This window comes from uncultured Tateyamaria sp., from assembly GCF_947503045.1.
In the GTDB taxonomy this organism is placed as follows: domain Bacteria; phylum Pseudomonadota; class Alphaproteobacteria; order Rhodobacterales; family Rhodobacteraceae; genus Tateyamaria.
Genome location: NZ_CANNCF010000005.1, coordinates 24510 through 48689, shown reverse-complemented (window position 1 = coordinate 48689; position 24180 = coordinate 24510). Strand labels below are relative to the sequence as shown.

Annotated in this window: 28 protein-coding genes, 1 tRNA gene and 1 pseudogene; 15 read left to right on the top strand and 15 right to left on the bottom strand. The window is 61.5% G+C overall.

What is annotated here, in order from left to right:
* A complete protein-coding gene (locus Q1A89_RS18920) occupies nucleotides 1-666 on the bottom strand; it encodes a DUF6796 family protein (RefSeq protein WP_299732138.1) in 666 nt (221 codons plus the stop codon).
* On the bottom strand, nucleotides 663-1916 hold the full coding sequence (locus Q1A89_RS18915; protein ID WP_299732136.1) for an alpha/beta hydrolase: 1254 nt from the start codon (nucleotides 1914-1916) through the stop codon (nucleotides 663-665). The genes Q1A89_RS18920 and Q1A89_RS18915 overlap by 4 nt, the downstream gene beginning before the upstream one ends.
* A 385-nt stretch (nucleotides 1917-2301) precedes the next feature.
* Here Q1A89_RS18915 and Q1A89_RS18910 point away from each other — a divergent pair, with 385 nt between their 5' ends.
* From Q1A89_RS18910 to Q1A89_RS18855, 12 genes and pseudogenes are all read left to right on the top strand, one after another.
* Nucleotides 2302-2757 carry a DUF6789 family protein gene (locus Q1A89_RS18910; protein WP_299732134.1) on the top strand — a complete coding sequence of 152 codons (456 nt, stop codon included), beginning with the start codon at nucleotides 2302-2304 and terminating at the stop codon, nucleotides 2755-2757.
* Nucleotides 2758-2927: 170 nt separating this feature from the next.
* Nucleotides 2928-3521 carry a sigma-70 family RNA polymerase sigma factor gene (locus tag Q1A89_RS18905; RefSeq protein WP_299732131.1) on the top strand — a complete coding sequence of 198 codons (594 nt, stop codon included), beginning with the start codon at nucleotides 2928-2930 and terminating at the stop codon, nucleotides 3519-3521.
* Nucleotides 3522-3559: 38 nt separating this feature from the next.
* Nucleotides 3560-3820 (top strand): zf-HC2 domain-containing protein, encoded by a 261-nt coding sequence (locus Q1A89_RS18900; RefSeq protein ID WP_299732128.1) that lies wholly within the window; start codon nucleotides 3560-3562, stop codon nucleotides 3818-3820.
* Nucleotides 3821-3921: 101 nt separating this feature from the next.
* Complete coding sequence (locus Q1A89_RS18895; protein WP_299732125.1) at nucleotides 3922-5082, top strand: MFS transporter; 1161 nt, start codon at nucleotides 3922-3924, stop codon at nucleotides 5080-5082.
* Nucleotides 5083-5146: 64 nt separating this feature from the next.
* Nucleotides 5147-5929 (top strand): 3-hydroxybutyrate dehydrogenase, encoded by a 783-nt coding sequence (locus Q1A89_RS18890; protein ID WP_299732121.1) that lies wholly within the window; start codon nucleotides 5147-5149, stop codon nucleotides 5927-5929.
* A gap of 31 nt (nucleotides 5930-5960) precedes the next feature.
* A complete protein-coding gene (locus tag Q1A89_RS18885) occupies nucleotides 5961-6839 on the top strand; it encodes a hypothetical protein (RefSeq protein WP_299732118.1) in 879 nt (292 codons plus the stop codon).
* 67 nt (nucleotides 6840-6906) lie between these two features.
* Nucleotides 6907-7947 (top strand): patatin-like phospholipase family protein, encoded by a 1041-nt coding sequence (locus Q1A89_RS18880; RefSeq protein WP_299732115.1) that lies wholly within the window; start codon nucleotides 6907-6909, stop codon nucleotides 7945-7947.
* 4 nt (nucleotides 7948-7951) lie between these two features.
* Nucleotides 7952-8692, top strand: coding sequence for an NAD(P)H-hydrate epimerase (locus Q1A89_RS18875; RefSeq protein WP_299732112.1), 741 nt, complete (start codon nucleotides 7952-7954; stop codon nucleotides 8690-8692).
* Nucleotides 8693-8892: 200 nt separating this feature from the next.
* Nucleotides 8893-9267 (top strand): sigma-70 family RNA polymerase sigma factor, encoded by a 375-nt coding sequence (locus tag Q1A89_RS18870; RefSeq protein WP_299732109.1) that lies wholly within the window; start codon nucleotides 8893-8895, stop codon nucleotides 9265-9267.
* A gap of 18 nt (nucleotides 9268-9285) precedes the next feature.
* Nucleotides 9286-9483 carry a sigma-70 family RNA polymerase sigma factor gene (locus Q1A89_RS18865; protein ID WP_299732106.1) on the top strand — a complete coding sequence of 66 codons (198 nt, stop codon included), beginning with the start codon at nucleotides 9286-9288 and terminating at the stop codon, nucleotides 9481-9483.
* The gene (locus Q1A89_RS18860) at nucleotides 9480-9806 is read left to right on the top strand and encodes a zf-HC2 domain-containing protein (protein ID WP_299732103.1); all 327 of its coding nucleotides are present in this window, start codon (nucleotides 9480-9482) and stop codon (nucleotides 9804-9806) included. Before Q1A89_RS18865 ends, Q1A89_RS18860 begins: the two co-directional genes overlap by 4 nt.
* A 6-nt stretch (nucleotides 9807-9812) precedes the next feature.
* Nucleotides 9813-10102: pseudogene (locus Q1A89_RS18855) on the top strand (transposase); the annotation flags it as partial.
* A gap of 291 nt (nucleotides 10103-10393) precedes the next feature.
* Here Q1A89_RS18855 and Q1A89_RS18850 read toward each other — a convergent pair.
* The 6 genes from Q1A89_RS18850 to Q1A89_RS18825 all read right to left on the bottom strand — a co-directional run bounded on the left by Q1A89_RS18850 (nucleotide 10394) and on the right by Q1A89_RS18825 (nucleotide 13659).
* A tRNA-Phe gene (locus Q1A89_RS18850) sits at nucleotides 10394-10468 on the bottom strand.
* 106 nt (nucleotides 10469-10574) lie between these two features.
* Nucleotides 10575-10745, bottom strand: a complete 171-nt coding sequence (gene yacG / locus Q1A89_RS18845; protein WP_299732100.1) for a DNA gyrase inhibitor YacG — start codon at nucleotides 10743-10745, stop codon at nucleotides 10575-10577.
* Nucleotides 10742-11764 (bottom strand): ribonuclease E/G, encoded by a 1023-nt coding sequence (locus Q1A89_RS18840; protein WP_299732097.1) that lies wholly within the window; start codon nucleotides 11762-11764, stop codon nucleotides 10742-10744. Before Q1A89_RS18840 ends, yacG begins: the two co-directional genes overlap by 4 nt.
* Nucleotides 11761-12333 carry a Maf family protein gene (locus tag Q1A89_RS18835; RefSeq protein WP_299732094.1) on the bottom strand — a complete coding sequence of 191 codons (573 nt, stop codon included), beginning with the start codon at nucleotides 12331-12333 and terminating at the stop codon, nucleotides 11761-11763. Before Q1A89_RS18835 ends, Q1A89_RS18840 begins: the two co-directional genes overlap by 4 nt.
* 30 nt (nucleotides 12334-12363) lie before the next feature.
* Nucleotides 12364-12582, bottom strand: a complete 219-nt coding sequence (gene infA / locus Q1A89_RS18830; protein WP_005978431.1) for a translation initiation factor IF-1 — start codon at nucleotides 12580-12582, stop codon at nucleotides 12364-12366.
* Nucleotides 12583-12768: 186 nt separating this feature from the next.
* Complete coding sequence (locus Q1A89_RS18825; RefSeq protein WP_299732091.1) at nucleotides 12769-13659, bottom strand: carbon-nitrogen hydrolase family protein; 891 nt, start codon at nucleotides 13657-13659, stop codon at nucleotides 12769-12771.
* A gap of 146 nt (nucleotides 13660-13805) precedes the next feature.
* On the opposite strand from Q1A89_RS18825, the gene Q1A89_RS18820 reads away from it, so the two are divergent.
* Nucleotides 13806-14768 carry a LysR family transcriptional regulator gene (locus Q1A89_RS18820; RefSeq protein ID WP_299732088.1) on the top strand — a complete coding sequence of 321 codons (963 nt, stop codon included), beginning with the start codon at nucleotides 13806-13808 and terminating at the stop codon, nucleotides 14766-14768.
* A gap of 62 nt (nucleotides 14769-14830) precedes the next feature.
* Complete coding sequence (locus Q1A89_RS18815) at nucleotides 14831-15529, top strand: NAD-dependent deacylase (RefSeq protein WP_299732085.1); 699 nt, start codon at nucleotides 14831-14833, stop codon at nucleotides 15527-15529.
* Nucleotides 15530-15597: 68 nt separating this feature from the next.
* Here Q1A89_RS18815 and Q1A89_RS18810 read toward each other — a convergent pair whose 3' ends face one another.
* The 4 genes from Q1A89_RS18810 to meaB form a co-directional block, all read right to left on the bottom strand.
* Nucleotides 15598-16062, bottom strand: coding sequence for a copper chaperone PCu(A)C (locus Q1A89_RS18810; protein WP_299732082.1), 465 nt, complete (start codon nucleotides 16060-16062; stop codon nucleotides 15598-15600).
* Nucleotides 16063-16107: 45 nt separating this feature from the next.
* Complete coding sequence (locus Q1A89_RS18805) at nucleotides 16108-16449, bottom strand: hypothetical protein (protein ID WP_299732079.1); 342 nt, start codon at nucleotides 16447-16449, stop codon at nucleotides 16108-16110.
* Nucleotides 16450-16629: 180 nt separating this feature from the next.
* Nucleotides 16630-16920: a 50S ribosomal protein L28 gene (gene rpmB / locus Q1A89_RS18800; protein WP_299732075.1), complete on the bottom strand. Its 291-nt coding sequence runs from the start codon at nucleotides 16918-16920 to the stop codon at nucleotides 16630-16632.
* A gap of 156 nt (nucleotides 16921-17076) precedes the next feature.
* Nucleotides 17077-18051 carry a methylmalonyl Co-A mutase-associated GTPase MeaB gene (gene meaB, locus Q1A89_RS18795; RefSeq protein WP_299732826.1) on the bottom strand — a complete coding sequence of 325 codons (975 nt, stop codon included), beginning with the start codon at nucleotides 18049-18051 and terminating at the stop codon, nucleotides 17077-17079.
* A gap of 88 nt (nucleotides 18052-18139) precedes the next feature.
* Here meaB and hrpB point away from each other — a divergent pair, with 88 nt between their 5' ends.
* Nucleotides 18140-20548, top strand: a complete 2409-nt coding sequence (hrpB, locus tag Q1A89_RS18790) for an ATP-dependent helicase HrpB (protein WP_299732072.1) — start codon at nucleotides 18140-18142, stop codon at nucleotides 20546-20548.
* 306 nt (nucleotides 20549-20854) lie between these two features.
* Here the strand turns inward: hrpB and Q1A89_RS18785 are convergent, their stop codons facing one another.
* From Q1A89_RS18785 to Q1A89_RS18775, 3 genes are all read right to left on the bottom strand, one after another.
* A complete protein-coding gene (locus Q1A89_RS18785; RefSeq protein ID WP_299732069.1) occupies nucleotides 20855-21838 on the bottom strand; it encodes a 2-dehydropantoate 2-reductase in 984 nt (327 codons plus the stop codon).
* A 4-nt stretch (nucleotides 21839-21842) separates the two neighbouring features.
* A complete protein-coding gene (gene argF / locus Q1A89_RS18780) occupies nucleotides 21843-22748 on the bottom strand; it encodes an ornithine carbamoyltransferase (protein ID WP_299732066.1) in 906 nt (301 codons plus the stop codon).
* A 68-nt stretch (nucleotides 22749-22816) separates the two neighbouring features.
* Nucleotides 22817-23989, bottom strand: coding sequence for an aspartate aminotransferase family protein (locus Q1A89_RS18775; protein WP_299732063.1), 1173 nt, complete (start codon nucleotides 23987-23989; stop codon nucleotides 22817-22819).
* Between the last annotated feature and the right edge of the window lie 191 nt (nucleotides 23990-24180).

Here is a 24180-nt window from a genome sequence, read left to right as displayed (position 1 = left end):
TCAGCTCTTTTCGTTCAGTTTCAATGCGTAGATGAGCGATGCCGCGAACAAGGCAAAATAGGCGACGTTCAGCGCAATCGGCATGATGAACTTCCCGACCGCAGGGGCGGTGAAGAAGATCGCGAAGGCAAGGATGATCAGAAAGATCGGATTGAGCAGCGCCAGCCAGCGCGGGTAGTGTGTCCGCCCGGTAAGGCAGAGCCAGACGAAGAGCGCCGAGAGCACCAGCACGGCGACCCGCACGACCTGCAGCAGGTTTTCATAGCGCAATTCGTACAGGGCCAGTTGATCCGCCGGGCTTCCAGTTGCGACCAACTCGACCGCTGTGGCGCGCGAGCCAATCCAGACCGCGCCGATGATGCAGCCATAGGCCATCACCACCCCGGCGATCCGGGCCGCGGTTTCACCGGCAGGCCGCAGCATCAGGTAGATGTGGCAGGCCCCCACCACGTAAAGTGGCGCACCGAACACGCCGATGAAATGACCAATTGTGGCGCGGTCGCGGGTCACCCCTTCGAAAAAGGCAAAACCCTCGGCGTAACGGGCCTGCGGGTCGTAGTGCAGGAGAAACTCGCCAACTCCGACAAGGATCGAGGCGAATAAGCCGGCCAGTCCGGTGGCGATGATCAAACGCCTCTGGCTGGTCGAAACATGCTGGTTTCTCACAAGGGATACCTTTCCGGCATGGTCCAGAAGTTGCCCTGAATTCGGACCAGTGGTCGGGCCGCCGACCCGGGCGGCGGGCTTTCGCGGATCAGCACCGCGATGTCGGACAACACGTTGCGGTTGGTCCGATAATAGGCGTGTCCGGTCAGGCCGCTGACCCCTTCGACATTCACGAAATTCACCGTTTTGACCTCGTCAAAGATCGCACGTTCCTCAAGACCGACATCACCAGCGCTCAGCCTGCCGAACCTCTCTCCGGACATTAGGCGCTGCGCCAGCCCCAAGGCGGTGTCACCACGGTTCATGTAGACGGTGATCTGTCCAATGGAGGCGCCGAACCCTTCAGCGATCAGCCGCTGGCGCACGACCGAAAAATCAAGATCAGGGGCCGCCAGTATCAGATTTGCGATCTTCAGAACCTTCTTGGGATTCCTGCCCTGATTACGGACCGCAATGATCATTTCTCGCAATGCGGTGGTTGTCACATCCGTGCCCCTGCTGTGGGCGACGATGTGGATTTTCCTGAGTTCCGGAATTTCGGCGAGCTGCCGCAGGAATTCCTTGAGGTGAAAGACCGTGAATTCGCCGGATTCCCGATCCGTGAAATACCCGAACAAGCCGCCTGCACCTGCCGGCCAGGAATAGGCAATCGGTACGCCGCTGCGGCCACTGAAGTGCCAGATGTCCGCTAGCGAAAACACCGCGTCCTCAAAGCTGTTATTGAAGCCATGCACAAAGATGACGACTTCTTGCCTGTCGGCCAGACGCATCTGTTTGCGGACCTCGGCCTGGAACGCCGCACGCTTGCGGTTGTAGGAGGCGAGCGCCGCAGGGACGGGCACGGGGCGGCCGTTGGCTACGCGGAAGGGGGTCGGCGTCGCATCAAAGCGCAGGATTTCGCGGGTTTGGACAATGCTGAGCGGCAATTTCGAGGCCCGTTTCGTGGCCCCACTTGCCGTTGTCAGTTGCACCCAGTCTTCTCCTTGGCCAAACGAAACTGTCGATGCGCCGAACACCATCGCATTCGAGCGGCCCGCCCCGTAGGTGACGGAGGGCGCGGTGCTCACCGCGGCCCGGTCTGTGACGTAAAATATCGGGGATTGGACAGCCTGAAACGCAGCAGGGACATCGCCCTGTGGATAGGCCCCGTCCAGAAAGACATTTGGTGTGGGCGCCAGAACCCGCTCTGCGCTGCAGGCGGCAAGGGTGAGCACCGTGATGAAGGCCAGAAGCCGCTTGAATGGGATCATGAAAGTGCCACCTGGTTGAGTTGCTTATTTGTCGCGCTGTGTGCGCAATGGCCAACCCACTCCAAATGGTCTGAAAAGGTCAAGGCTGCGATGCCTGTTTCTGCATCGTCGCTCATCTGTCCTCGCATCGAAATTCACAGTCCATTTACTATTGGATGCACCCACGCAGTAAAACGTTACAACTTTTTTTGAAAAATGCGCGGATCACGTTGATTTGGGCTGCCAGCCACTGCTTGTGTGGCCTGTTTCGCCCAAATGAGAGACCCACGCCCGCCATGTGTAACGAAACCGTGAATCCCGGCATCTAATGTCTGTCGGGTTACGCGGTGCCGCTGACCGGCCCGGCCAAAAAAAGCAAATCAAGCGTCAGCGGTGAGGGAAAACAATGTCGAGAATACTAACAATCCTGTTGCGAGAGCGCAGGAATTGGCTGCTGGCAGGCCTTGGTGCGACAATCGTCCTGACGGTCTTTATGGAAGGGGTCGCCAGATTGGTGCTGGGCGGGCCGATGAAGCCTGCGGCGATGATATGTGCGTTGCTCGGGCTGGATCAATCGTACCTCTGGCTTGGAGAGATCGCACATTACGCCACCGGTCTGATCGCCTTTCCAGTTGGCTTCATTCTGGTCACGACCATCCTTGATCTACGCCCCACCCTCAGTACCGGCGCGCTTTGGGGAGTTGTTCTCTGGCTTGTCGCAGGGCTGGTTTTGGCGCCCCTTTCAGGTGGCGCAATATTTTTTGGGGGCGGTCGGATGATGCTGGCCTCATTGGTTGCGCATTTGGCTTATGGCGGCACTTTGGGACACCTTTATCAAAGAGTCCAAAAGACGCGCCTCTAGCGATCGTCCGCTGGTGATTTCAATTGCCATTGATCAGCAGCGCCGGATCGGTCTGCCGGTCTTCTTCGCCACATGAAATGTAACAGGAACTCGGCCAGCAGAGTCAAATCTGCCGATTTCGCGCAGCTGGTTTTGGTTGGTTCAGAAAGAAAATTCGAAAGTAGGATCCCTTGAAAGGACAACCACCGACAGATCAGAGTGACAAACAAGCCGCGCAGGAAGAGGAGGGTTTTGACCGGCTTGTCCGCGACAATATCGGCTGGATGCTGTTTCTCGCCGCGCGTATCCTGAATGACGGAACAAAGGCTGAGGATGCCGTCCAGAATGCCTTTTCCAACATCCACAAGGGGTTGGAGAACTTCGAAAACCGCGCCAATCTGAAAACATGGATGCATCGGATCGTCGTCAATGAGGCGCTTATGCTGCTGCGCAAGGACAGGCAGCTCAAAGAACTGCCAATCGACGATTCATATCCGCTTTTCGATCAAAACGGATGCCGGGTCGTAGACCAGGCGGTCACCTGGGAAACAGCGGAGATGAACCTGACGGCGCAGCAAACCCGCGAGATCGTCAGAGATGAGATTGCCAAGCTCCCGGATGACTTGCGGATCGTTCTCATTTTGCGGGACATCGAAGGGGTATCGACAGCAGAAGTCGGCAAACTTTTGGAACTGAACGAACCTACAGTTCGCGTCAGACTACATCGTGCCCGTGTAGCACTTAAGAAACGGCTGGAACCGCTGATCGTGCGAGGTGAGCTGTGAACCTTCTGGTGGACAGAACCCGGCGAAGGATTCACGGGGTGTTGTTCAGGCTGCCGGGAATTGTCAATTGCGAAGAGATTGAGGGTTTCATCCTCGATTATCTGGAAGACGAACTGCCGAAGTGCCAGCGCCAGCCGTTCAACGTGCATTTGGCGATGTGCAAGTCCTGCAGGACCTATCTGGCGGACTACAAGACGACGCTGACCGCAACTGCTGCCCTGTCGAACGAAGGCGACATCGCGCTTGAAGATGTGCCCGAGGATCTCATCGCGGCGATCCTGAGGCCACGCTGCCCCTGACAGCGAAATGCCACCGGTTTTGGTAACCTTTTTGCGTTCCGGTGCATCTAACCCTCAGAGGCGGCGCGGGTGCGCTCCACAATCGGGGGGTAGTCAGCGCAATGCTGTCACGAAATATCATAGTCGGCTTGCTCAGCTTTCTGACTCTTATCGACCTTTTTGGCTCTCAGGCAATTCTACCGCAATTGACCCGCGCCTTTGATACCGATCCGGCCTCTATGGGGCTGGCGGTGAACGCCTCCACCCTCGGGATGGCGGCCGCAGGTCTGGCTGTTGCCCTGTTCAGCCGGCATATTGATCGGGTCCGGGGCATTTGGTTGAGCCTCGCCTTTCTGGCGATTCCGACGACCCTGCTGGGTGTGGTGGACGACTTGACACTCTTTACCTGGCTGCGCGTTGCGCAAGGCGCGCTGATGGCCACGGCATTTACCCTCACGATGAGCTATCTGGCAGAGGAATGCAGCGCCGCCGAAGCTGCCGGTGCGATGGCGGGGTATATCACCGGCAATGTGTTGTCCAATCTGGTTGGGCGATTGATGGCTGCCAATTTTGCCGATTGGTTTGGCCTGTCAGTCAGCTTTTGGCTGTTTGCGGTGCTCAATCTTGCGGGCGCGTTGCTGGCCTATCTCTGCCTCGGTCAGGCCACTGCCCGGCAGGCTGATCCCAATGGCCCTTCTGTGATGGAGGTTTGGAAAATCCATCTGACCAACCCGCGCCTGCAGGCCAGCTTTGGTCTGGGTTTTCTGATCCTGTTCATCTTCCTGTCGGTGTTCACTTATGTGAATTTCGTGCTGTCGGCACAGCCCTTTGGGTTGACCGGCCCGCAGCTTGGCATGGTCTATTTCGTCTTCCTGCCGGCGGTTTTCACGACGCCACTTGCCGGCAAGATGGTCGCGACCCGAGGTGTCTACTTTGCATTCTTGATGTCCATGGGATTGGCCGCGGCGGGCCTACTGGCCTTGCTGACAAGTTCGCTCGTGCTGCTGGTTGCCGGCCTTGCGGCCATTGGCGTGGGGACGTTTTGTGCGCAAGCGGTTGTGTCCGGCCAGATTGGCGCCGCCGCAACAGCGGACCGGGCAACAGCCAGCGGCCTCTATCTGACCAGCTATTACCTGGGCGGCCTTTTGGGAACCGCGATCATCGGAACTGTCTTTACGGCGGCAGGTTGGGCGCCGGTCGTCTATCTGCTGCTGCTGATCACCCTGTTTTCCATGATCGCGGCGTGGCCGCTGCGCCGAGCGGAGCCGGTTGCCAGTACATGAGACACGATGCTGCAGGAACCAGCGGCCCCGACCGACCTTTGCCTTTCACTCACGGAGCACTTGAATGACCGATATAAAAACAGCCGTCGTCACAGGATCATCCAGCGGCATCGGCCTTGGCATCGCCAAAGGTCTTGCCTCTGCTGGCATGAACGTCGTCATGAACGGCATCGAACCGCCGGGGGAGGTTGAAGCCGCACGCAAAGCGCTTGAAACGCAGCACGGGATCAGAGCGGTCTATTCCCGCGCCAACATGATGACACCCGAAGGCCCAAAAGAGTTGATTGCCTTTGCCGAAGAGAGCTTTGGCCGGGTCGATGTGCTGGTCAACAACGCGGGTATTCAATTCGTCTCTCCCATCGAAGACTTTCCGGACGACAAGTGGCAGGCCATCATAAACCTGAACCTTTCGGCGGCGTTTTATACGACCAAGACTGCCGTGAGCGGCATGAAGGCGCGCGGCTGGGGGCGGATCATCAACATCGCTTCTGCCCATGGGTTGGTCGCTTCGCCATTCAAGTCCGCCTATGTGGCGGCCAAGCACGGTATTCTGGGACTAACCAAGACCGCAGCCCTGGAGGCGGCGGAACATGGCGTCACCGTCAACGCCATCTGTCCCGGGTATGTCTGGACGCCGCTGGTGGAAAAGCAAATCCCCGACACCGCCAAGGCGCGCGGCATGACCGAAGAACAGGTCAAGCGCGACGTGCTGCTCGCCGCCCAGCCCACCAAGCAGTTCGCGACTGTCGACGAGATGGCAGACCTTGCCGTCTTCCTGTGCTCGGACGGGGCGAAATCCATCACCGGTGCTGCGCTGCCCGTCGATGGCGGTTGGACAGCGCACTGATGTCACTTTTCTGCCCAAAAGGAGGTTTGAGATGAAAACGATCCACATATCCGTCGCCGCTGCAGTTGTCTGCGCAAGTGCGGCATTCGCCTTTGATCTGTCAAACGTGAAAACCAAAGAGATGGAAGGCCTTATTGGACCAACGGCAGGCGCCAAGCTGAAGCCCAAGGTCATCGCCACTCAGCCGCTTGAATCAGAAGGCATTGCGGAACTGGCTGGTCGCAACTTGCGCACGCGGTTCTGGGCGATTGGCGGTCCTGACGGCATCGTGCCCATTCACGGGCACGAGGACCGGCCTGCGGTGTTCACAGTCGCAAGCGGAGAAATCTACGAATATTCCAGCCTTGAGGACAAGCCGATCCTGCACAAGACGGGCGGGCTTGCAAAGGAGGAGGGCAAGCTGGCCCATTGGTGGCACAATGCAGGGAGTGAAACCGTGCATCTGATCGCCTTCGACCTGCAGCCTGTTGCCAAGGACTTTTCAGCCGTCAAGGTGGGTCCGGTTCCGGCGCAAACGAGCTATGATCTGCCCGTGTCTATCGGTGCAGATCACGACCTGCTGGGTGTTGTGGACATCGGGGCGCATTTCGGCGGTGCCTATGGAAATGGATGGGCCTTGACGACCTATCGGGCAACGATCGTGCCTGGCGGCATGTTCCCCGATTTCACGGGCCCCGGAGAACCCCTGCAGGTTTTTGTCTGGAAGGGAGAAGTTGTGGAACATCGGTCAGATATGGCCGAGCCGCAAATGCTGACGGAACGCACTGGCAGCAATCTTGCCAATGGCGCGACGGCTTATTGGGAAAACACCGGAACAACGCCTGCGGAGCTCTACTTCGGGGTGATTGAACCGCTGACCGAAGTCGCCGGAATTGAACCTGTCGGAGTCCTGGCCCATGGCGAACACTAAACCGGCCAATGGTTCCCGGCCACCTCGGGAGAAATCAGTGCACAGCACTGTCAGGAGGATCAAGCCCATGGGGCAGACCAAGAAAATCAACCTCGCGCTTCAGGGGGGCGGTTCGCACGGCGCCTTCACCTGGGGTGTGATTGACCGTATTCTGGAAGATGGGCGGCTCGAATTCGAGGCCATATCAGGCACCTCGGCAGGGGCGATGAACGCAGTCGTCTGCGCCGATGGCATGATGCGCGACGGCAATGATGGCGCGCGCGAAAGGCTGGAACACTTCTGGCTGCAGATGAGCAAATCCGCCAGGAGCAGTCCGATCAAGCGGACACCGATCGACGTATTCATGGGGAACTGGAGCCTGGAACATTCGCCGGGCTACCATTTCTTCGATGCGCTCACCCGGGTGATGTCGCCCTACCAGACCAACCCGTTCAATATGAACCCTTTGCACCGGCTGATCGAAGAGGTGGTGGACTTTGACCGTGTCAGGGCCTGTGATTGCACCAAGCTTTTTATCTCGGCAACCAATGTCGAGACAGGGCGGGTCAAGGTGTTCGACTCCAAGTCGCTGACGGCGGACATGGTGATGGCCTCTGCCTGTCTGCCAATGGTCTTTCAGGCAGTTGAGATTGACGGCGTGCCTTACTGGGACGGCGGCTACATGGGGAATCCGGCGCTCTTTCCCTTTCACACGCAAACCGAGTGCTCCGACATAGTTGTGATCCAGATCAACCCGGTTGAACGGGCAGGCGCGCCCAGGACGGCGCAAGAGATCATGAACCGGGTGAACGAAATCAGCTTCAACTCCAGTCTGCTGAAGGAGTTGCGGGCGATTGATTTCGTGTCCCGCATGATCCGTGAGGGCAAGCTGTCGGACAACGAATACCGCGACACCCGTGTGCACATCATCGAGAACCAGGATGTGCTGAAACCGCTGGGCGCATCTTCCAAGTTGAACGCGGAATGGGCCTTTCTGACTCATTTGCGTGATCTGGGCCGCGCCACGGCACAAAACTGGCTGGATGCCAATTTTGCCCATATCGGCAACAAGGCAACCGTTGATGTCGCAGCGTTGTTTCAGGGTATCGGTCCCCAGCATCAAGGATGAACAAATGACGCAGAGCTTTCCAAGATCCGGCCCGCTGCCGGAGGTCGATACCAATGCCATGATCGAGGTCGACCGGCTGATGATGGAGGACTTCCAGATCAGCCTTTTCCAGATGATGGAGAATGCGGGCCGGTGTCTGGCAACGCTGGCGCGGGATCTGTTTCTGGGGGGCAGCGCATTGGACAAGCGCGTCGTGGTGCTGGCGGGCAGTGGTGGCAACGGCGGCGGTGCGTTGACGGCCGCCCGACGGCTGGCGACATGGGGTGCCAAGGTTTGCGTTGTCCTGGCCCAGGACCGCAACAGGATGGCCGAGGTGCCAAAGGCGCAGCTCGACATCCTGTTGCGGCTTTCAAACGTGGTAGAAATGACGCCCCAGGAGATCAACGCGGCTGCCGACGTCATTCTGGACGGGCTGATCGGCTACAGCCTGTCCGGCGCGCCCGGCGGACGGGCGGCTGAATTGATCGACTGGGCCAATCACAACGCGGCCCCGACGCTCGCGCTGGATGTCCCGTCCGGATACGACGCGGCCACCGGAAAGATCATGCACCCGGCCATCAAGGCGGCAGCAACTCTGACGATTGCGCTGCCGAAACTCGGGATGCAGACCGGCCTGAACGCGCCCCATGTCGGGGCTCTTTATTGTGCGGACATCAGTGTGCCGCCCGAACTGTACGGGTTGTTGAACCCGGGCATTGATGTGGAAGCTTTCTTTGATAGCAGCGATATTGTCAGGGTCATCTGAGCAGGCATGCCTGCACCGGGCTCCTGTAACAGTATAGGCCAATTCAACTTGAGGGTGTGCCAACCTCCGGAAAAGACCGGGTAAATTGGTATTCGGGCATTGCGATAATTGGCGTGTTGCTGGATGATCCTCGTTCAGACGAGTATTCGGACAGATACCTGATCAGAGTGGCTCGTACTGTGGCAACAGGTGCGCAGACATTGAAACAGGAAAACACTCAAAGAAAGCCCGAGACTGGCATTGAGGCCCTGGAAGATCTGCAAACCTTTGTGCGGGAAAACTCCGGCTGGATGATCGGGGTGGCGGCGCGCATATTGCTTGACCGCCAACATGCCGAGGATGCCGTTCAGACCGCCTTTGCCAAAATCATCAAGAATGCAGAGACCTATTCTGGCCAGGGCAGCTTTCGTGGATGGATGCACCGTATCGTGATCAACGAAGCCCTGATGATCCGGCGCACCATCAAGCGGCGCAACGAAACAGATATTGACGCGCTGTTGCCCGAATTCGACAACGGCGGCTGCCGGATCGATCCGCAACTTGCAGAAACCCTGACACCGGAAATGATACTGTAGAACACCCAGCTGGTCCGTGTGATCACAATGGCGATCAAGACCTTGCCGGAGGATTATCGCATTGTTATCTGCCTTCGTGATATCGAGGGCCTCAGCACCACGGAGACTTGCGAGGTGTTGGGTATCAGTGAAGCGAATGTGAAAGTTCGGCTGCACCGGGGACGGGCCGCTCTCAAAAAGCTTCTTCAAGACAAGAAGAGCGATGGCAAGATATGACCGAAGAATACAAACCAACGCTACGTCGCAGATTTGCCGCACTCGTTCACAAGGCACCGCTCATGATTGATTGCCCCGAGTTTGAAGCCCTGATCGACGACTATATCGACAAGAATCTTTCTTGGCGCGCAGCGCTGCGGTTCGATATGCATCTCATGGTCTGCCGAGAATGCCGAAACTATCTGGCCGGGTATCGCAACGCGATCAACGTGGCCAAGACGCTGGTGGACGTGCCTTTCTCTTCCATGGGCATGGGCGAAATTTCGGACGGCTTTGTTGCGAAAGTGATCGCCCAGCAGGAAGCCGAATTTAGAAACAAGTGATCCGGTCTCAATTGGCACTACATGGCGCCCGGCAAGCCCATGCAGAACAGCTTTGTCGAACGCTTCAACGGACGGATGCGCGAAGAGTGCCTGAATGAACACCTGTTCCCGTCTCGTCGTCCATTGGGCTCGAACCAATGGCGCCTTCAACGGACGAACATGCCTGCCGCATGATCGCGGCATGTTGCGCCGACTACAATCGGCGCCGACCTCAGTCCAGCCTCGCTGATCTGACGTCATACGATTATGCTAGCCCGTTAAGGGAGGATCAAAACCTGAACACAGCTAACTCTTAATAGCGGACTCCATGGAGAGAAGGAGCAGGCAACGGGTGCCGCCGCTTTACGTTAGACTAGAAAGTTAACAGAGCATACCGAACGGACTTCAATTGAGTTCCGTCGCTAGCTCAGCTTGTCCCAACTGCCTAATAGTCATCGCGCACAACACAAACTCGACCAGCGGTCACAATGGCAACAAATCAGTGTGCCGTCGTGTTGGTTGGAAGGATGCAGGGCAAAGAAAACCAATTTGCCTTGAGCCTATATTGAGCAAAAAATACCAACGGTCAGTCTAAGCCATTGATTTTATGGTGCCCGGGGGCGGAATCGAACCACCGACACGAGGATTTTCAATCCACTGCTCTACCCCTGAGCTACCCGGGCACGGGATGAAGGCGCCGCCTTCTTGGGTGGACGCGTGATAGGACGAAGACCAAACACTGTCCATAGAAAAACCGACAAAAATCTGCGCAAGGCACACATCGCAGCGTCAGTGTGTTGTCGGCTCCTCATCATCGCGGATTTCGGCGTCCTCTTCGCGCTCGGACGGGATGGCGTAGCCGCCGTTCACCCAGCGCGCCAGATCGACATCCGCGCAGCGCCGCGAGCAGAAGGGGCGATAGTCGCGCGCCGTCTCGCGCTGGCAGATCGGGCAGGTCACGCCAGCACCTCCGACAGCGGCAACCTCGCGCGTTTGCGTTGCAGCTCGTAGTGGCCCAACGGGGTCCAACCCGCCAACACCGTGTCCACATCATCGGCGCGAAATGCGGCGCGCAGGGCAGCCTCGAAGCTGCGGCGTTCCTTCTTGGGCATGGGGGCGAGATCGACGGTGATCTGCCCGCCAAGGCCGCGCACGCGCAGGGCTGCGGGCAACAAACGGGCGCAGGCCATATTCGCCTTGAGCCCGGCAGCGAATGATCCGTCCGCCCCGGTGTTCACATCCACAGCGACCAGCGCGCGGGTGACCTCGACAAACATCGAGGCCCCATTGCCCAGAGCGACGTTCGCCCCGCGCGCGTCGTCGATCGCGTCCAGCACGCCGTGGCTTTCAAAGCAGCCCGTCTGCGTCACCACATCCGCCGCCATCACCCAGTCGCGCCAGGCCAGCACATGGGGGCCATCGCCCTGCGCCAGAACCTCGGGGCCGGAGCCATTGTCCCCGATCACCTGTTCGGCCAGTTCGCGCATCGCGGCGATGTCGTCAGCGATGTCGCCCGCCTCTGCTCCGGCTGCGGCCGAGCGAAGGATGAGGCCCATCGCGCTGCTCTCCATCCCGTCATGGGCGAGGGCCAGCAGCGCGTCGCGCACCTCGTCATCGCGAATGCTGCGCGACAGGTTCAGCCCCGGCGCGTCGGGGGTGACGATGGCATAGCGGCTCTTGAACAGCAGCTTGTGGGTGACGGGAATGGCCTTGCCCGGCTCGGCGTAGCCTGTGACCTGCACCTGCAGCACTTCGCCCGAGCCAATCCCCTTGACCCCACGCAGATAGGCCTGCCCGTCCGGCGTCTTGAGAAAGATGCCGCCCTGCCCCGCCACAGGACGGTCCGTGACGGCGCGATAGACAGTGCCCGGACGCGGTGCGTCGCCATCGATCAGCAGATCGCTCAGGCGGCCATCGACCATCAGCGCGGCAGCCTCGCGCCCCGCAATATGATCCAACAATATCTGGTTGCCCTTCATGCCCACACCTTCAATCCAGCCGCCTGCAGCAGCCCTGCGGTCTCGGCCAGCGGCAGGCCGACAATCCCGGTGAACGAGCCTGAAATCCACGGGATCAACGCCCCGGCAGGCCCCTGAATGCCATAGCCCCCTGCCTTGCCGCGCCAGTCTCCGGTGGCGAGGTAGGCGGTGATTTCGGCCTCTGACAGTGACTTCATCCGCACGATGCTGACCACGTCTTTTTCCCAGATGCGGTCGCTTTTGCGCACGGCAACGGCGGTGATCACGCGGTGACGGCGGCCCGACATGGCGGCCAGAAAGGCACGCGCCTCGTCCGCATCCGCAGGCTTGCCCAAAATGCGTCGACCCAGCGCAACAGTGGTGTCAGCACAAAGCACAACATCACCCTCATCCGCCTCAACCGCAGCCACTTTTTCACGGGCCATGCGGGCGCAATAGGGGCGCGGCATCTCGCCTTTTTCAGGTTCTTCGTCGATGTCGGGGGGGCGCACGGCATCCGGCACAAGGCCCAGCTGCCCAAGCAGCTCAAGCCGTCGCGGGCTGCCTGATCCGAGTATGAATCCGGTCATCTCAGCGACGGTGCGCGCAACGCGCACACCCTATTTGAAGCGGTAATTGATCCGCCCCTTGGTCAGGTCATAGGGGGTCATCTCGACCTGCACCTTGTCGCCTGCCAGAACACGAATCCGGTTCTTGCGCATCTTGCCTGCCGTATGTGCGATGATCTCATGGCCATTCTCTAGCTCGACCCGAAACGTCGCATTGGGCAGGAGTTCCTTTACGACACCGGGAAATTCGAGCGTATCTTCCTTGGCCATGGTCTCTCCTTGTCTACACGGTCCGCCACATATGCGGACGCGCCACTAAATGCGCCTGATGAGGCAATAATTCAAGGGCTTTAACGCTTTTCATCAGCGGTGGAATTGCAAACGTGTCGTCACTGCGCGGCTTTGACCGACAATTTAAGGGCCCGGTGGGTGCGGGTTTTGGAAAAGGCTCTGGAATCAAACCATTGGCATGACGGGGACGGGATCGGCGCGGCCCGACTGCTGCGCCCAGTCGCGGCGGTTGAGGACAATGCCGTTGCGGCGCACCTCTGCAACGGCTCCCAGATCAACCTCGCCGTAGACCCAGCCGGGTGTGTTCAACTCGCCCAGCGCAATGACGCCGGTATCGGGAAAACCGCGATCCGGCGGGCCAAAGATGCCGCCCGCCCCGGTGTTTGTGTCCACCGCAGGCGACCATGCCGCCTGCCCCACAACCGAGGACATCACAGTCACGCACTGATTTTCCAGCGCCCGCGCCTGCGCCCCGATGCGCACCCGGGAATAGCCCGACAGCGCCTCGGTCACGGACGGCACCAGCAGGATATCCGCCTCGGCCAGCGCGCGACCCAACAGCGGAAATTCGCTGTCATAACAGATAAGTACGCCGATCTTGCCGAGGGACGTGTCGAAGATCTGCAAGGGCCCGCCGGGCACCACATCCCACACTTCGGCCTCAAAGCGGGTCATGATCTGCTTGTCCTGGACCCCGCGCGCACCCGAAGGTGCAAAGAACCGCGCGCGGTTGACCGGGCGATGCACGCCTTCGGGCAAATCATCCGTGGCCGGCCCGGACGCCGCGAGGATATGCACGCCATGCATGGCCGCCAATTGAGCATGCAGCGCATCGGCCTCCTCCAGCCGGTCGGCAACCGCATGGAGCGACGCCTCAAGATCTCCCGCAACCTCAAGGCCCGCCAATGTGGCCAGTTCCATCGCCCCATATTCAGGAAACACCAACAGCTCCGCCCCGTTGCCCGCCGCCTCGGTAACCCAGGCGGTCAGCTTGTGCGCATAACCCGCCCAATCGGGCAGAACATCGAGCGGATAAGAGGCTGTTGCGATTTTCATACCCCCCATGATGCCCAGCCCGGATCACAGAGGCAAGTATCCACTATCATCACAAAACCGGAATATAGGCCGAAGAATTTCTATTTTTTCATTGACCTGTTACATCCACAGTTTCAATAAACACAAAACTGGACAAAGGGACCAAGATGCTCAGCAAAGGCGTGACATTGCGCGGCCTCGAAGTGTTCGAGGCGCTGGCCGCCACCGGATCGGTGGCGCAGGCGGCGGTGTCGACCGGGCTCAGCCAGCCTGCGGTCAGCCAGCAGTTGCGCAATCTCGAAACGGCGCTGGCCACAGACCTCATTGATCACGGCAAACGGCCCATGAAACTGACCCCGGCGGGGTACAGCTTTCTCGCGCGGGCCGAGGCAGCACTGTCGCAGCTGCGCTTGGCCCAGTCCGAGCTGACGGTAATGGACCTTGCCCACCTCTCCGCACTCTCCATCGGGGTGATTGATGATTTCGAGAACGACCTGACGCCCCGGCTGGTCACGATCCTCGCCGACAGCCTGACCCGGTGCAAATTCACGCTCGCCACCGCCCCCAGCCACGAAATCCTGCAGGCGATCACGGACAAGCGGCTGCACATGGCGATCTCGGCCAGTGACGGCACGATGCGTGACGGGGTGATCGAATACCCGCTGGCGCGTGATCCGTTCATCCTTGTCACTCCGCGCGGCACGGGCAATCGCGACGACCTGCTGGCCAGCCTCAGCGCCCTGCCCTTCCTGCGGTACGAGCGCGAACAGCTGATCTCGCGCCAGATCGAGGCGCATCTGGCGCGCCAGAAACTCGACCTTGTCGACCGGTTCGAAATCGGCAGCCATCTGGCGCTGATGGCGATGGTCGCGCGTGGCATCGGCTGGGCGGTGACCACGCCGCTGGGCTTCATGCGCGCAGGGCGCTTTCACGATCAGGTGGACGCCTACCCCCTGCCCTTCAGCCCGTTTTCGCGCACGATCTCGCTTTATGCCAGCGCCGACTGGGCCGGGAATGTCCCCACGGATGTGGCCACCACCATGCGCCGCCTGATCCAGACACACATGATCGACCCTGCCCTTGGCCACCTGCCCTGGCTGGCGGGCGAGTTGCGGTTGCTCGACGGCTAAGCCCCTCTTGCCAGCGCCCACCGCGCTTGATCTGATGGCGCGAGAACAAAAGGCAGCACGTCATGGCACATCCTTCCATCGTCATCCTCACCGGCGCAGGCATCTCTGCGGAAAGCGGGCTGGGCACCTTTCGCGACGAGGGCGGGCTTTGGGCGCAGCACCGGATCGAGGATGTGGCCACGCCCGAAGGTTTTGCGCGCAATCCGCAACTGGTGGTCGATTTCTACAACACCCGCCGCGCACAAGCGCATGAGGCTGTGCCCAATGCAGGCCACGCCGCCCTTGCCCGTCTGCAGGCCGAACACAAGGGCGAGGTCCTGCTGGTCACCCAAAACGTCGATTCCCTGCACGAAAAGGCGGGCAGCCGGGATGTGGTCCACATGCATGGCGCGCTGAATTCAGCCCTGTGCGGCGCCTGTGATCACCGCTGGGAGGCGCCGCTGAAGATGAAGGTGGGCGAGGCCTGTCCACGCTGCGACAAACCCACAGCCCGGCCCGACATCGTCTGGTTCGGCGAGATGCCCTACTACATGGACCGGATCGAAATGGCCCTTGCACGGGCCGACATCTTTGCCGCCATCGGCACCTCGGGCAATGTCTACCCGGCGGCGGGCTTTGTGCAGATGGCGGCCCATGTGGGCGCGCGCACGGTCGAGATGAACCTCGACCCGTCCGAAACCGTCGCCCTGTTCGAAGAAACACGGCCCGGCAAGGCGTCGGTCACGGTGCCTGAATGGGTCGGGGATATTCTGGCCGAGTAGGGCGCAGGACACCTGCGCCTTACCAAGGGGCTGGCCCGTAAGGCGCAGGTGTCCTCCGCTCTGCCCGATCAGTGCGAATGCGCCCCGTCTTTGGGCGCGCGCTCGTTGTCCACGGGCACAGTCACGACCACCTCACCGGCCCGCTCGAACACCAGCGTCACCGCGATCTCTGCATCCTGTTCCAGCGGCCCGGTCAGGCCCATCAGCATGACGTGCTGGCCGCCGCGCCTCATCTCGATCATCTCTCCGGCAGCAACGGGAATGCCGCCCTCGATCTCGCGCATCTGCAGGATGCCGTCACCTGCATCGATATGGGTGTGCAATTCGACCCGCTGGGCCGCATCACTGCGCGCAGCGATCAGACGATCATCCTGTCCGCTCATGTTGTGCAGCGGAATAAAGGCCGCGCCCGATTTCGCCGCCGGGCTGGCGGCACGGGCATAAGGCTCCATCGCCATAAAGCTGTCAGCCGCCGCAGGCAGCGCCATCAGGGTCGCGGCCGCAAAGGCCAGGGCTTGTGTTCGCAAGGACATGACAGTCCCCTTTTCTTGATCTGAATTTGTGGTGAAAGAGGCCGTTCAGATCAGCCGAGGCGGCCCGCGCGCCTGTACGTACCACAAGGTGCGGATGCCATTGAGCGGGACAGGCGCATGACCCACGTGATGGGCAAAGACCGGGGCCGCGCCCGGGGCCGCACTGTCCAGTGCCAGCATATCCAGCCCGTGCAGGGCACAGTCCGGGCACTGATGCGGCGCATGGGTCGGCGTGCCATCGGCCCCGACATAGATCACAACCGTGTCGGTGCCCGCACAGATCACCATCTGCCCCACCGCCCGGTCCGCACCGCGCGCCGCACCTGCGCTGTGGCTGGTCAGGACCAGCATCAGGCAAAGCATCAGGGACAAAAGGCGCGCGATCATGGCAAAAGCCTACGCGAGTCGCAGGGCGCGCTCAACTGTGACACATGGGCCTGCGCCGATGTGGGGTGCGGACGGGCGTCAAACCCGGCAAGCGTTCTAACCCATCCCGCCTGCGGCAAACGAAAAACCCCGCCTGCGCGGGGCAGACGGGGCAATCTCTTGGCAAGCTGTCGAAAACGCTTATGCCTCTGCGGCCTGCGCCTTCATGATCTCTTTCTTCACCTTCAGCACGCTTGCGGACAGTTCAGCGTCCTTGGCCTTGGCCAGGAACCCGTCCAGCCCACCGCGGTGATCCACGGTACGCAGCGCTGCGGCAGAAATGCGCATCTTGATGCCACGGCCCAGTGTCTCGGACTGCAGCGTCACATCGTTCAGGTTCGGCAGGAAACGCCGACGTGTCTTGTTGTTGGCGTGGCTGACATTGTTGCCAGTCATCGGGCCCTTACCGGTCAATTCGCATACACGCGACATGGCTCATCCTCGTCATCTGCTGCAAAGGTCCGCCCTTCGCAAATATAAAAAGGGCACCGCGACGCAGTACCCGGGAATCTGGTCTGGGCGTGATTAGGCCCAAGGGGTGTCCGCGTCAACCCCTCGGCGCGTGCACAAAGCGGGCAAATGGCGCCCCTAGCGCTGCAAACAGGTCCGCACCAGTTCCTGCGCTGCGGCCACGGGCGTCAGCGCGCCCGAGGCCACCTGTTCGGCCAGCCCGTCCATCGCGGCGCGCACATCACCCTCGCCCAGTTGCGCCAGCAAGGCCTGCCGCACCTCTTCCTCGAACCAATAGCGGGCCTGTGCGGCCCGCGTGGCCTCGAAAAACCCGCGCGCGCGGCGCCAGTCCACCAGCGCCTGCATGTCCGCCCAGGCCGCCTCCAGCCCCTCTTCGGCAAGGGCCGAGACCATCATCGCACGCGGATAGCCCTCGGGATCCTGTGCCCGCTTGCGGAGCAGGCGTAGCGCCCCTGCATACTCCGCACAGGTCCGCGTGGCGGCCGGTTTCAGATCACCATCAGCCTTGTTGATCAGGATCATGTCGGCCATCTCCATGATGCCGCGCTTGACCCCCTGCAACTCGTCCCCGCCCGCCGGAGCCAGCAGCAACAGGAACAGGTCCGCCATCTGCGCGACCACCGTCTCGGACTGGCCCACGCCCACGGTCTCGATCAGCACCACGTCAAACCCGGCCCCCTCGCAAAGCGCCACCGCCTCGCGGGTGCGCCGCGCCACACCGCCCAGATGGGTGCGCGAGGGCGAAGGGCGGATGAACGCCGAAGGCTCTCGGGCAAGGCGATCCATTCGCGTCTTGTCGCCCAGAATGGACCCGCCCGACCGGGCCGAGCTTGGATCAACCGCGAGCACTGCCACGCGCAACCCCTGCCCGATCAGCATCATGCCAAAGGCCTCGATAAAGGTGGATTTGCCCACACCCGGCGTGCCCGACAGCCCGATGCGCAGCGCCTGTCGGTCGCGCGGCAGGGCCGAGATCACCTCCGCCCCCTCAGCCTGATGATCCGCACGCGCGCTCTCCACCAGCGTGATGCCACGGGCCAGCGCCCGGCGCTCGCCGCCTGCAATGCGTTCTGCCAGATCGGTGGTGTCCATCGCCCGCTCTCCCTCAAGGTGTTGTGGGAAAGGCGCGCCCAAATGTCCAGTGTTGGCGCGCCCGCTCAGTTCGGCCATAACCCGGCTCATGAGCGCCCCACTCCCCATCGACGCAATCCTGCCCGAGCTGATCGACACCCTGCGCAGCCACGGTCGCGCCGTGCTGCAAGCCCCCCCGGGCGCAGGCAAGACCACGCGCGTGCCGCTGGCAATGCTTGAGGCCGGGCTGACGCAGGGCAAGATTCTGATGCTGGAACCCCGCCGCCTTGCCGCACGCGCCGCCGCCGACCGCATGGCGCAAACCTTGGGCGAAAAAACCGGCCAAACGGTCGGCTATCGCATCCGGGGCGACAGCGCGGTCAGCAAAGATACCAAGATCGAGGTCGTCACCGAAGGCATCCTGACCCGCATGTTGCAGGACGCCCCCGACCTGCCGGGCATCGGGGCTGTCATCTTTGACGAATTCCACGAACGCTCGCTCAACGCCGATCTCGGCCTCGCCCTCTGCCTTGAAGTGGCCGAGGCGCTGCGCGACGACCTGATCCTGCTGGCCATGTCCGCAACGCTGGACGCCGCGCCCGTGGCCGAGGTCATGGCCGCCCCGATCCTGACCTCAGAGGGCAAAAGTTTCGAGGTCACCCCCCATTGGCTCGACAAACCCCTGCCCAAGGACAACCGGTTCGAAGCCGCCATGGCCGACCTCATCCTGCAGGCGCTGGGCGAAACGGACGGCTCCCTCCTCGCCTTCCTGCCGGGCGAGGGCGAAATCCGGCGCACGCTGGCGCTGATCGAGGCACACCTGCCCAAAGGCACCACCGCGCACCCGCTCTTTGGTGCGATGGATTTCAAGGCCCAGCGCGCCGCCATCACCCCGTCGGATCAGCGCAAGGTGGTGCTCGCCACCTCCATTGCCGAAACCTCGCTGACCATCCCGGATATCCGCATCGTGGTTGATGGCGGACGGTCGCGCCGCGCGCAGTTCGATGCCGCCTCGGGCATGTCGCGGCTGGTCACCGAACGGGTCACACGGGCCGAGGCAACCCAACGGGCCGGCCGTGCAGGTCGCGTCGCAGCGGGACACGGCTACAAGCTCTGGACGCGGGGCGAAGACGGCGCGCTCGCCGCCTTCCCGCCGCCCGAAATCTCCAGCGGAGACCTTGCAGGCTTTGCGCTCGAACTGGCAGTCTGGGGCAGCGACGCGGACCTGCGCTTTGTCACGCCGCCCCATGCAGGCCGGCTGTCAGAGGCACGCCAACTCTTGCAGATGCTCGGCGCGCTCGACGAAAACCTACGCATCACCGATCACGGACGCGCGCTGGCGCGCCAACCCCTGCATCCACGTCTCGCCCATATGCTGGTGACCGCAGGCGGGCAGGCCGCCACCCTCGCCGCCCTGCTGGCCGAGCGTGATCCCCTGCGCAATCGCGGCACCGACCTCGCGCTCAGAATGCGCGCCATCGCCGACCCCAGCGCCTTTGCGGATGCCCATCGTGGCGCGATCCAGCGCATAAGAGACGAGGCGAAACGGCTCAGACGCGGCACCACCACCCAACCCAAACTGGACTTGGGCGAAATGGCGGCCCTCGCCTATCCCGACCGGATCGGCCTGCGCCGCGCAGGTGATGCGCCGCGATACGTGCTCTCGGGCGGAAAGGGCGCGGTCCTGCCACAAGGCGATGCCCTCTCAGGTCACCGCCTGATCGTCGCCACCGATCTCGACGGCGACCCGCGCGAGGCACGGATCAGACAGGCCGCGGCGCTCAGTGAGGCATCGCTCACCACCCTCTTTGCAGACCAGATCACATGGCAAGACACCTGCCTCTGGTCCAAACGCGACCGCTCCGTGCTGACACGCCAGCAACGGGTCTTCGGCGCACTCGTGCTCGAAGACCGCCACTGGCCCGACGCGCCCGAGGCAGAGATCGCGCGCGCCATGTGCGAGGGCATCCGCGAATTGGGCCTCTCCCCCTCACGCGCCGCCCGCCGCCTGATGGCGCGCGCCGCCCTGATGGACAAATCCTTCCCCGACATCTCCGAACCTACATTAATGGACACGCTCGAAGACTGGCTGCTCCCGCACCTGACAAACATCCGCTCGGCAGCAGACTGGAAAGCCTTCGACATCCTGCCCGCGCTGCAGGCGCTCTTAGGCTGGGACTACACGCGAGCACTCGACCGCGCCGTGCCCGGCCATTTCCAGACCCCGCTGGGCCGCAAGATCGCGATTGACTATGACGAGGCAACGCCGGGCATCTCCGTGCGCCTGCAGGAAATGTTTGGCGTCACACAACACCCGATGATCGGACAGACCCCGCTGCAGATCACCCTGCTCTCCCCCGCCCAGCGCCCGGTACAAGTCACCTCCGACCTGCCGCGCTTCTGGGCCACATCTTACGAGGACGTGCGCAAGGACATGCGCGGCCAATACCCCAAGCACCCCTGGCCCGAAGACCCGACCCAGGCCGACCCCACCTTACGCGCCAAACCCCGCAAGTAAGGCGCGACGACCGGGGCCCCTCTTCTCTGATTTCAAAAAATCCTGGGGAGGTCCGAAGGGCCGGGGCAAAGCCCCTCATAAAAAAATGTCGCCGCAGGGCGGCCTTTGGATCACCGTTCGCCGCCTTTACCAGACCGCGAATGTGCCAAACCGGTGCACAGCCTGTGTACGTTCTGTGCACAGCTTGTGCATCGCCCATTTCACCGATTAACCCATATAAACAAAGGCTGAATTACTTAAACGCAACAAAACACCGGTCCCACCCAGCGCACGCTGATCGGGGCGGGAGGCAACAGGCGCGCCGCGCTATCCGCGAATGTCGCGTGGGCTCAAACCGGGCGGGCCCTCGCCCGCAGCTTCCGCCGCGCGGATCAGGCTGCGCATCCGCGCGTTCAGCGGCGCCTGACGCCCCAACCGATCCGCCAGATGCAGGATCGCGCCCTGCAGGGCATCCACCTCGGTCTTGCGCCCCTGTTTCAAATCATCCCACATCGACGACCGGGCTTGCGCGTCGATGGTCAGCATGCTCGCCGCGATCACGCGAAACAGCGGCGTGGGCAGGCGCAGGATATGTGGAATGAGGCCGGGCGGCGCGCTTGTCGTCTTGGCCGGCGTGATCCCGGCTGCCCTGAGAATGCGAAGCGCCTCAGACATCTGATCGGCCAGCAGACGACGCCATGCCCTGTCCTGCAATTGCTCCAGCAACGGCAGGTCGGCCAGCGCATTGACCGCATTGCCAAGGTTTAACAACAACTTGCCCCACTGGATCGCCTCGATGTTCTGCACCGAGCGCCAGGCCATATGTGCATGGCTGAGGTCCGCGATCGGGCCCGCCTCGACCAGAATATCACCCGACGAGGCGCGGTGAAAATGACCGGGAGCCTTGGTCACCACGTTGAAGGGTACGGTGGCCGCACGCACGTCGGCACCCGTCAGAACGGTGCGCAGAGTGCTCGCATTGGCCACGCCATTTTGCAGGCTGATCACCTGCGCGGCAGGGGCATGGGCCGCGATCAGGCGGGCCATCGCCTCGGTATCGCCGGATTTGACGCTGACCAGAACAAGGGTCGCGCCGTCCAGCGCAACACCCGCGTCATCCGTCACCGCAACATCCCGAAGATGCAGATCAAGCCCGGCAAAATCGCTCAGCCGGAGCCCATGCTGTTCCAGCGCTGCCACCTGCTGTAGCCGCGTCAGAAACCGGACGTCAAAACCCGCATGCGCCAACACGCCGCCCACAAAGCAGCCGATATTTCCGGCTCCTGCAATGGTGATCCGCGGCACACTCATCGTCTCACAGACCCAGGCACCAGCGCATGATCGCCTTCTGCGCATGCAGCCGGTTTTCGGCCTCGTCAAAGATCACCGAATGGGGGCCGTCCATGACTTCGGAGGTGGCCTCGTCATCGCGGTGTGCGGGCAGGCAGTGCATGAAGAGGCTGTCGGGTTTTGCCTTTGAAATCAGCTCCTTGTTGACCTGATAGCCGCGCAGCTGGTTGTGCCGCCGTTCCCGCGCGGACTGCGGATCGTGCATCGACACCCATGTGTCGGTGACCACCAGATCAGCGCCCTCCACAGCCTCGTCCGGGTTGCGCACAGTGGTGTAAAGCCCGTCCAGACTGCGCTCGGGATCAAGCGGCTCAGGCCCTGTAAAGACCAGATCGAACTCGAACTGTTTGGCCGCATGGGCAAAGCTTGCAAAGACGTTGTTGCCGTCGCCGGACCACACCACTTTCTTGCCCTTGATCGGTCCGCGATGTTCCTCGAAGGTCATCACGTCGGCCATGATCTGACACGGATGCGTGCGGTTGGTCAGCCCGTTGATCACCGGCACCGTGGCATGTTCTGCCATCTCCAGCAGCGTGGCCTCCTCAAAAGTGCGGATCATGATCAGATCGACATAGCGCGACAGCACGCGGGCGGTGTCGGCGATGGTCTCGCCATGCCCCAATTGCATGTCCGATCCAGACAGTACCATCGTCTGCCCGCCCATCTGGCGCACGCCCACGTCAAAGGAGACGCGCGTGCGGGTCGACGGCTTTTCAAAGATCAGTGCAACCATGTGCCCGGCCAGCGGCTGGTTGTCGTCGGGCATACCTTTGGGACGACCAGCGCGGGCTTGTTTCATGGATTGCGCGCGATCAATGATGTTGCGCAGATCGGTTGGTGCAGTGGTGTGGATGTCAAGAAAATGGGTCATGTCAGCGTCTCGATAAAAAGGTGCGCCGGGGACTGTCCGCCCCCGGAAAATTCTGGTTCAGCAAAGGATCAGACCGCGAGGCTGGCCGCCGCCTTGTCGAGGCGGTCAACGGCATCTGCGATCTCTTCATCCGTTATGTTCAGCGGAGGCAACAGCCGGATCGTGTTGTCGGCCGCAGGCACGGTCAGCAGGTGCTGGTCATAGCCGGCCTGCATCACGTCACTGTTGGCGGCCTTGCACTTGATACCCATCATCAGACCCTGCCCGCGCACGCTGTCAAAGACGTCCGGATGGGCGGCGATCAACCCTTCGAGCTTTTGGCGCAAGAGGCCCGCCTTGCGGTTCACATCGGCCAGAAAGGCGGGCGTGTTGATCACATCCATCACCGCGTTGCCGACCGCACAACCCAGTGGGTTGCCACCATAAGTGGACCCGTGCGTGCCGGCGGTCATGCCGCTGGCCGCCTCTTCGGTGGCCAGAACACAGCCCAGGGGGAAGCCGCCGCCAATGCCCTTGGCCACCATCATGATGTCCGGCTCGATCCCGGCCCATTCATGGGCAAACAGCTTGCCCGTGCGGCCCACCCCGCATTGTACCTCGTCAAGGATCAGCAGGATACCATGCTCGTCACACAGATCGCGCAGACCCTTGAGGCACTGATCAGGCAGCGGAACGATCCCGCCTTCGCCCTGCACGGGTTCGATCAAGATGGCGGCAGTATCGTGATGGATCGCAGGCGCAATCGCCTCGTGATCGCCAAAGGGCAGATGAATAAAGCCCGGCAGCAACGGGCCAAAGCCTTTGGTCATCTTTTCCGAGCCCGCCGCGGCAATCCCGGCGGCCGAACGGCCATGGAAACTGCCCGAAAAGGTGATGATCTCGGTCCGGGCCGGATCACCCTTTTCGTACCAGTATTTGCGCGCCATCTTGACGGCCAGTTCGCAGGCCTCGGTGCCCGAGTTGGTGAAGAACACCGTATCGGCAAAGGTGGCATCAACAAGCTTGTCCGCCAGCACCTGTTGCTGCGGGATCTGGTAGAGGTTCGAGGTGTGCCAAAGCATGCCCGCCTGTTCGGTCAGGGCTTTGGTCAGCGCCGGATTGGCATGACCAAGGGCGTTCACCGCGATCCCCGCTCCAAAATCCAGAAAGCGTCGCCCATCCGCCTCGATCAGCCAGGAGCCTTCGCCTTTGACAAAGCTGAACGGCGCGCGGTTGTAGGTCGGCAATACGGAAGAGATCATCTGGATCGTCCTTGTGAAAGGCCTCAGGGCATGCGCTTTGGTGCATGAGCCATCAGGCAGGGTCAACATAATTGAGAGGGGGCGGTGCGCACAGGCACCCGTGATCGTTCGCAGGTTTAGCTGTGTCGGGCGTGTCGTCGGAGGGATACGCAATTGATCATGCGCATCTGGTAGCGCTGCGCCGCGCCGCG

Bases quoted from the DNA above. Each gene is read 5' to 3' on its own strand.
- Q1A89_RS18805 (WP_299732079.1), bottom strand. From the start codon at position 16,449: ATGATCGCGCGCCTTTTGTCCCTGATGCTTTGCCTGATGCTGGTCCTG.
- Q1A89_RS18895 (WP_299732125.1), top strand. From the start codon at position 3,922: ATGCTGTCACGAAATATCATAGTCGGCTTGCTCAGCTTTCTGACTCTT.
- Q1A89_RS18860 (WP_299732103.1), top strand. From the start codon at position 9,480: ATGACCGAAGAATACAAACCAACGCTACGTCGCAGATTTGCCGCACTC.
- Q1A89_RS18810 (WP_299732082.1), bottom strand. From the start codon at position 16,062: ATGTCCTTGCGAACACAAGCCCTGGCCTTTGCGGCCGCGACCCTGATG.
- meaB (WP_299732826.1), bottom strand. From the start codon at position 18,051: ATGGACACCACCGATCTGGCAGAACGCATTGCAGGCGGCGAGCGCCGG.
- Q1A89_RS18890 (WP_299732121.1), top strand. From the start codon at position 5,147: ATGACCGATATAAAAACAGCCGTCGTCACAGGATCATCCAGCGGCATC.
- Q1A89_RS18815 (WP_299732085.1), top strand. From the start codon at position 14,831: ATGGCACATCCTTCCATCGTCATCCTCACCGGCGCAGGCATCTCTGCG.
- Q1A89_RS18840 (WP_299732097.1), bottom strand. From the start codon at position 11,764: ATGAAGGGCAACCAGATATTGTTGGATCATATTGCGGGGCGCGAGGCT.
- argF (WP_299732066.1), bottom strand. From the start codon at position 22,748: ATGACCCATTTTCTTGACATCCACACCACTGCACCAACCGATCTGCGC.
- rpmB (WP_299732075.1), bottom strand. From the start codon at position 16,920: ATGTCGCGTGTATGCGAATTGACCGGTAAGGGCCCGATGACTGGCAAC.
- Q1A89_RS18825 (WP_299732091.1), bottom strand. From the start codon at position 13,659: ATGAAAATCGCAACAGCCTCTTATCCGCTCGATGTTCTGCCCGATTGG.
- Q1A89_RS18910 (WP_299732134.1), top strand. From the start codon at position 2,302: ATGTCGAGAATACTAACAATCCTGTTGCGAGAGCGCAGGAATTGGCTG.
- Q1A89_RS18880 (WP_299732115.1), top strand. From the start codon at position 6,907: ATGGGGCAGACCAAGAAAATCAACCTCGCGCTTCAGGGGGGCGGTTCG.
- Q1A89_RS18775 (WP_299732063.1), bottom strand. From the start codon at position 23,989: ATGATCTCTTCCGTATTGCCGACCTACAACCGCGCGCCGTTCAGCTTT.
- hrpB (WP_299732072.1), top strand. From the start codon at position 18,140: ATGAGCGCCCCACTCCCCATCGACGCAATCCTGCCCGAGCTGATCGAC.
- Q1A89_RS18835 (WP_299732094.1), bottom strand. From the start codon at position 12,333: ATGACCGGATTCATACTCGGATCAGGCAGCCCGCGACGGCTTGAGCTG.
- Q1A89_RS18820 (WP_299732088.1), top strand. From the start codon at position 13,806: ATGCTCAGCAAAGGCGTGACATTGCGCGGCCTCGAAGTGTTCGAGGCG.
- Q1A89_RS18785 (WP_299732069.1), bottom strand. From the start codon at position 21,838: ATGAGTGTGCCGCGGATCACCATTGCAGGAGCCGGAAATATCGGCTGC.
- Q1A89_RS18885 (WP_299732118.1), top strand. From the start codon at position 5,961: ATGAAAACGATCCACATATCCGTCGCCGCTGCAGTTGTCTGCGCAAGT.
- Q1A89_RS18915 (WP_299732136.1), bottom strand. From the start codon at position 1,916: ATGATCCCATTCAAGCGGCTTCTGGCCTTCATCACGGTGCTCACCCTT.
- Q1A89_RS18875 (WP_299732112.1), top strand. From the start codon at position 7,952: ATGACGCAGAGCTTTCCAAGATCCGGCCCGCTGCCGGAGGTCGATACC.
- infA (WP_005978431.1), bottom strand. From the start codon at position 12,582: ATGGCCAAGGAAGATACGCTCGAATTTCCCGGTGTCGTAAAGGAACTC.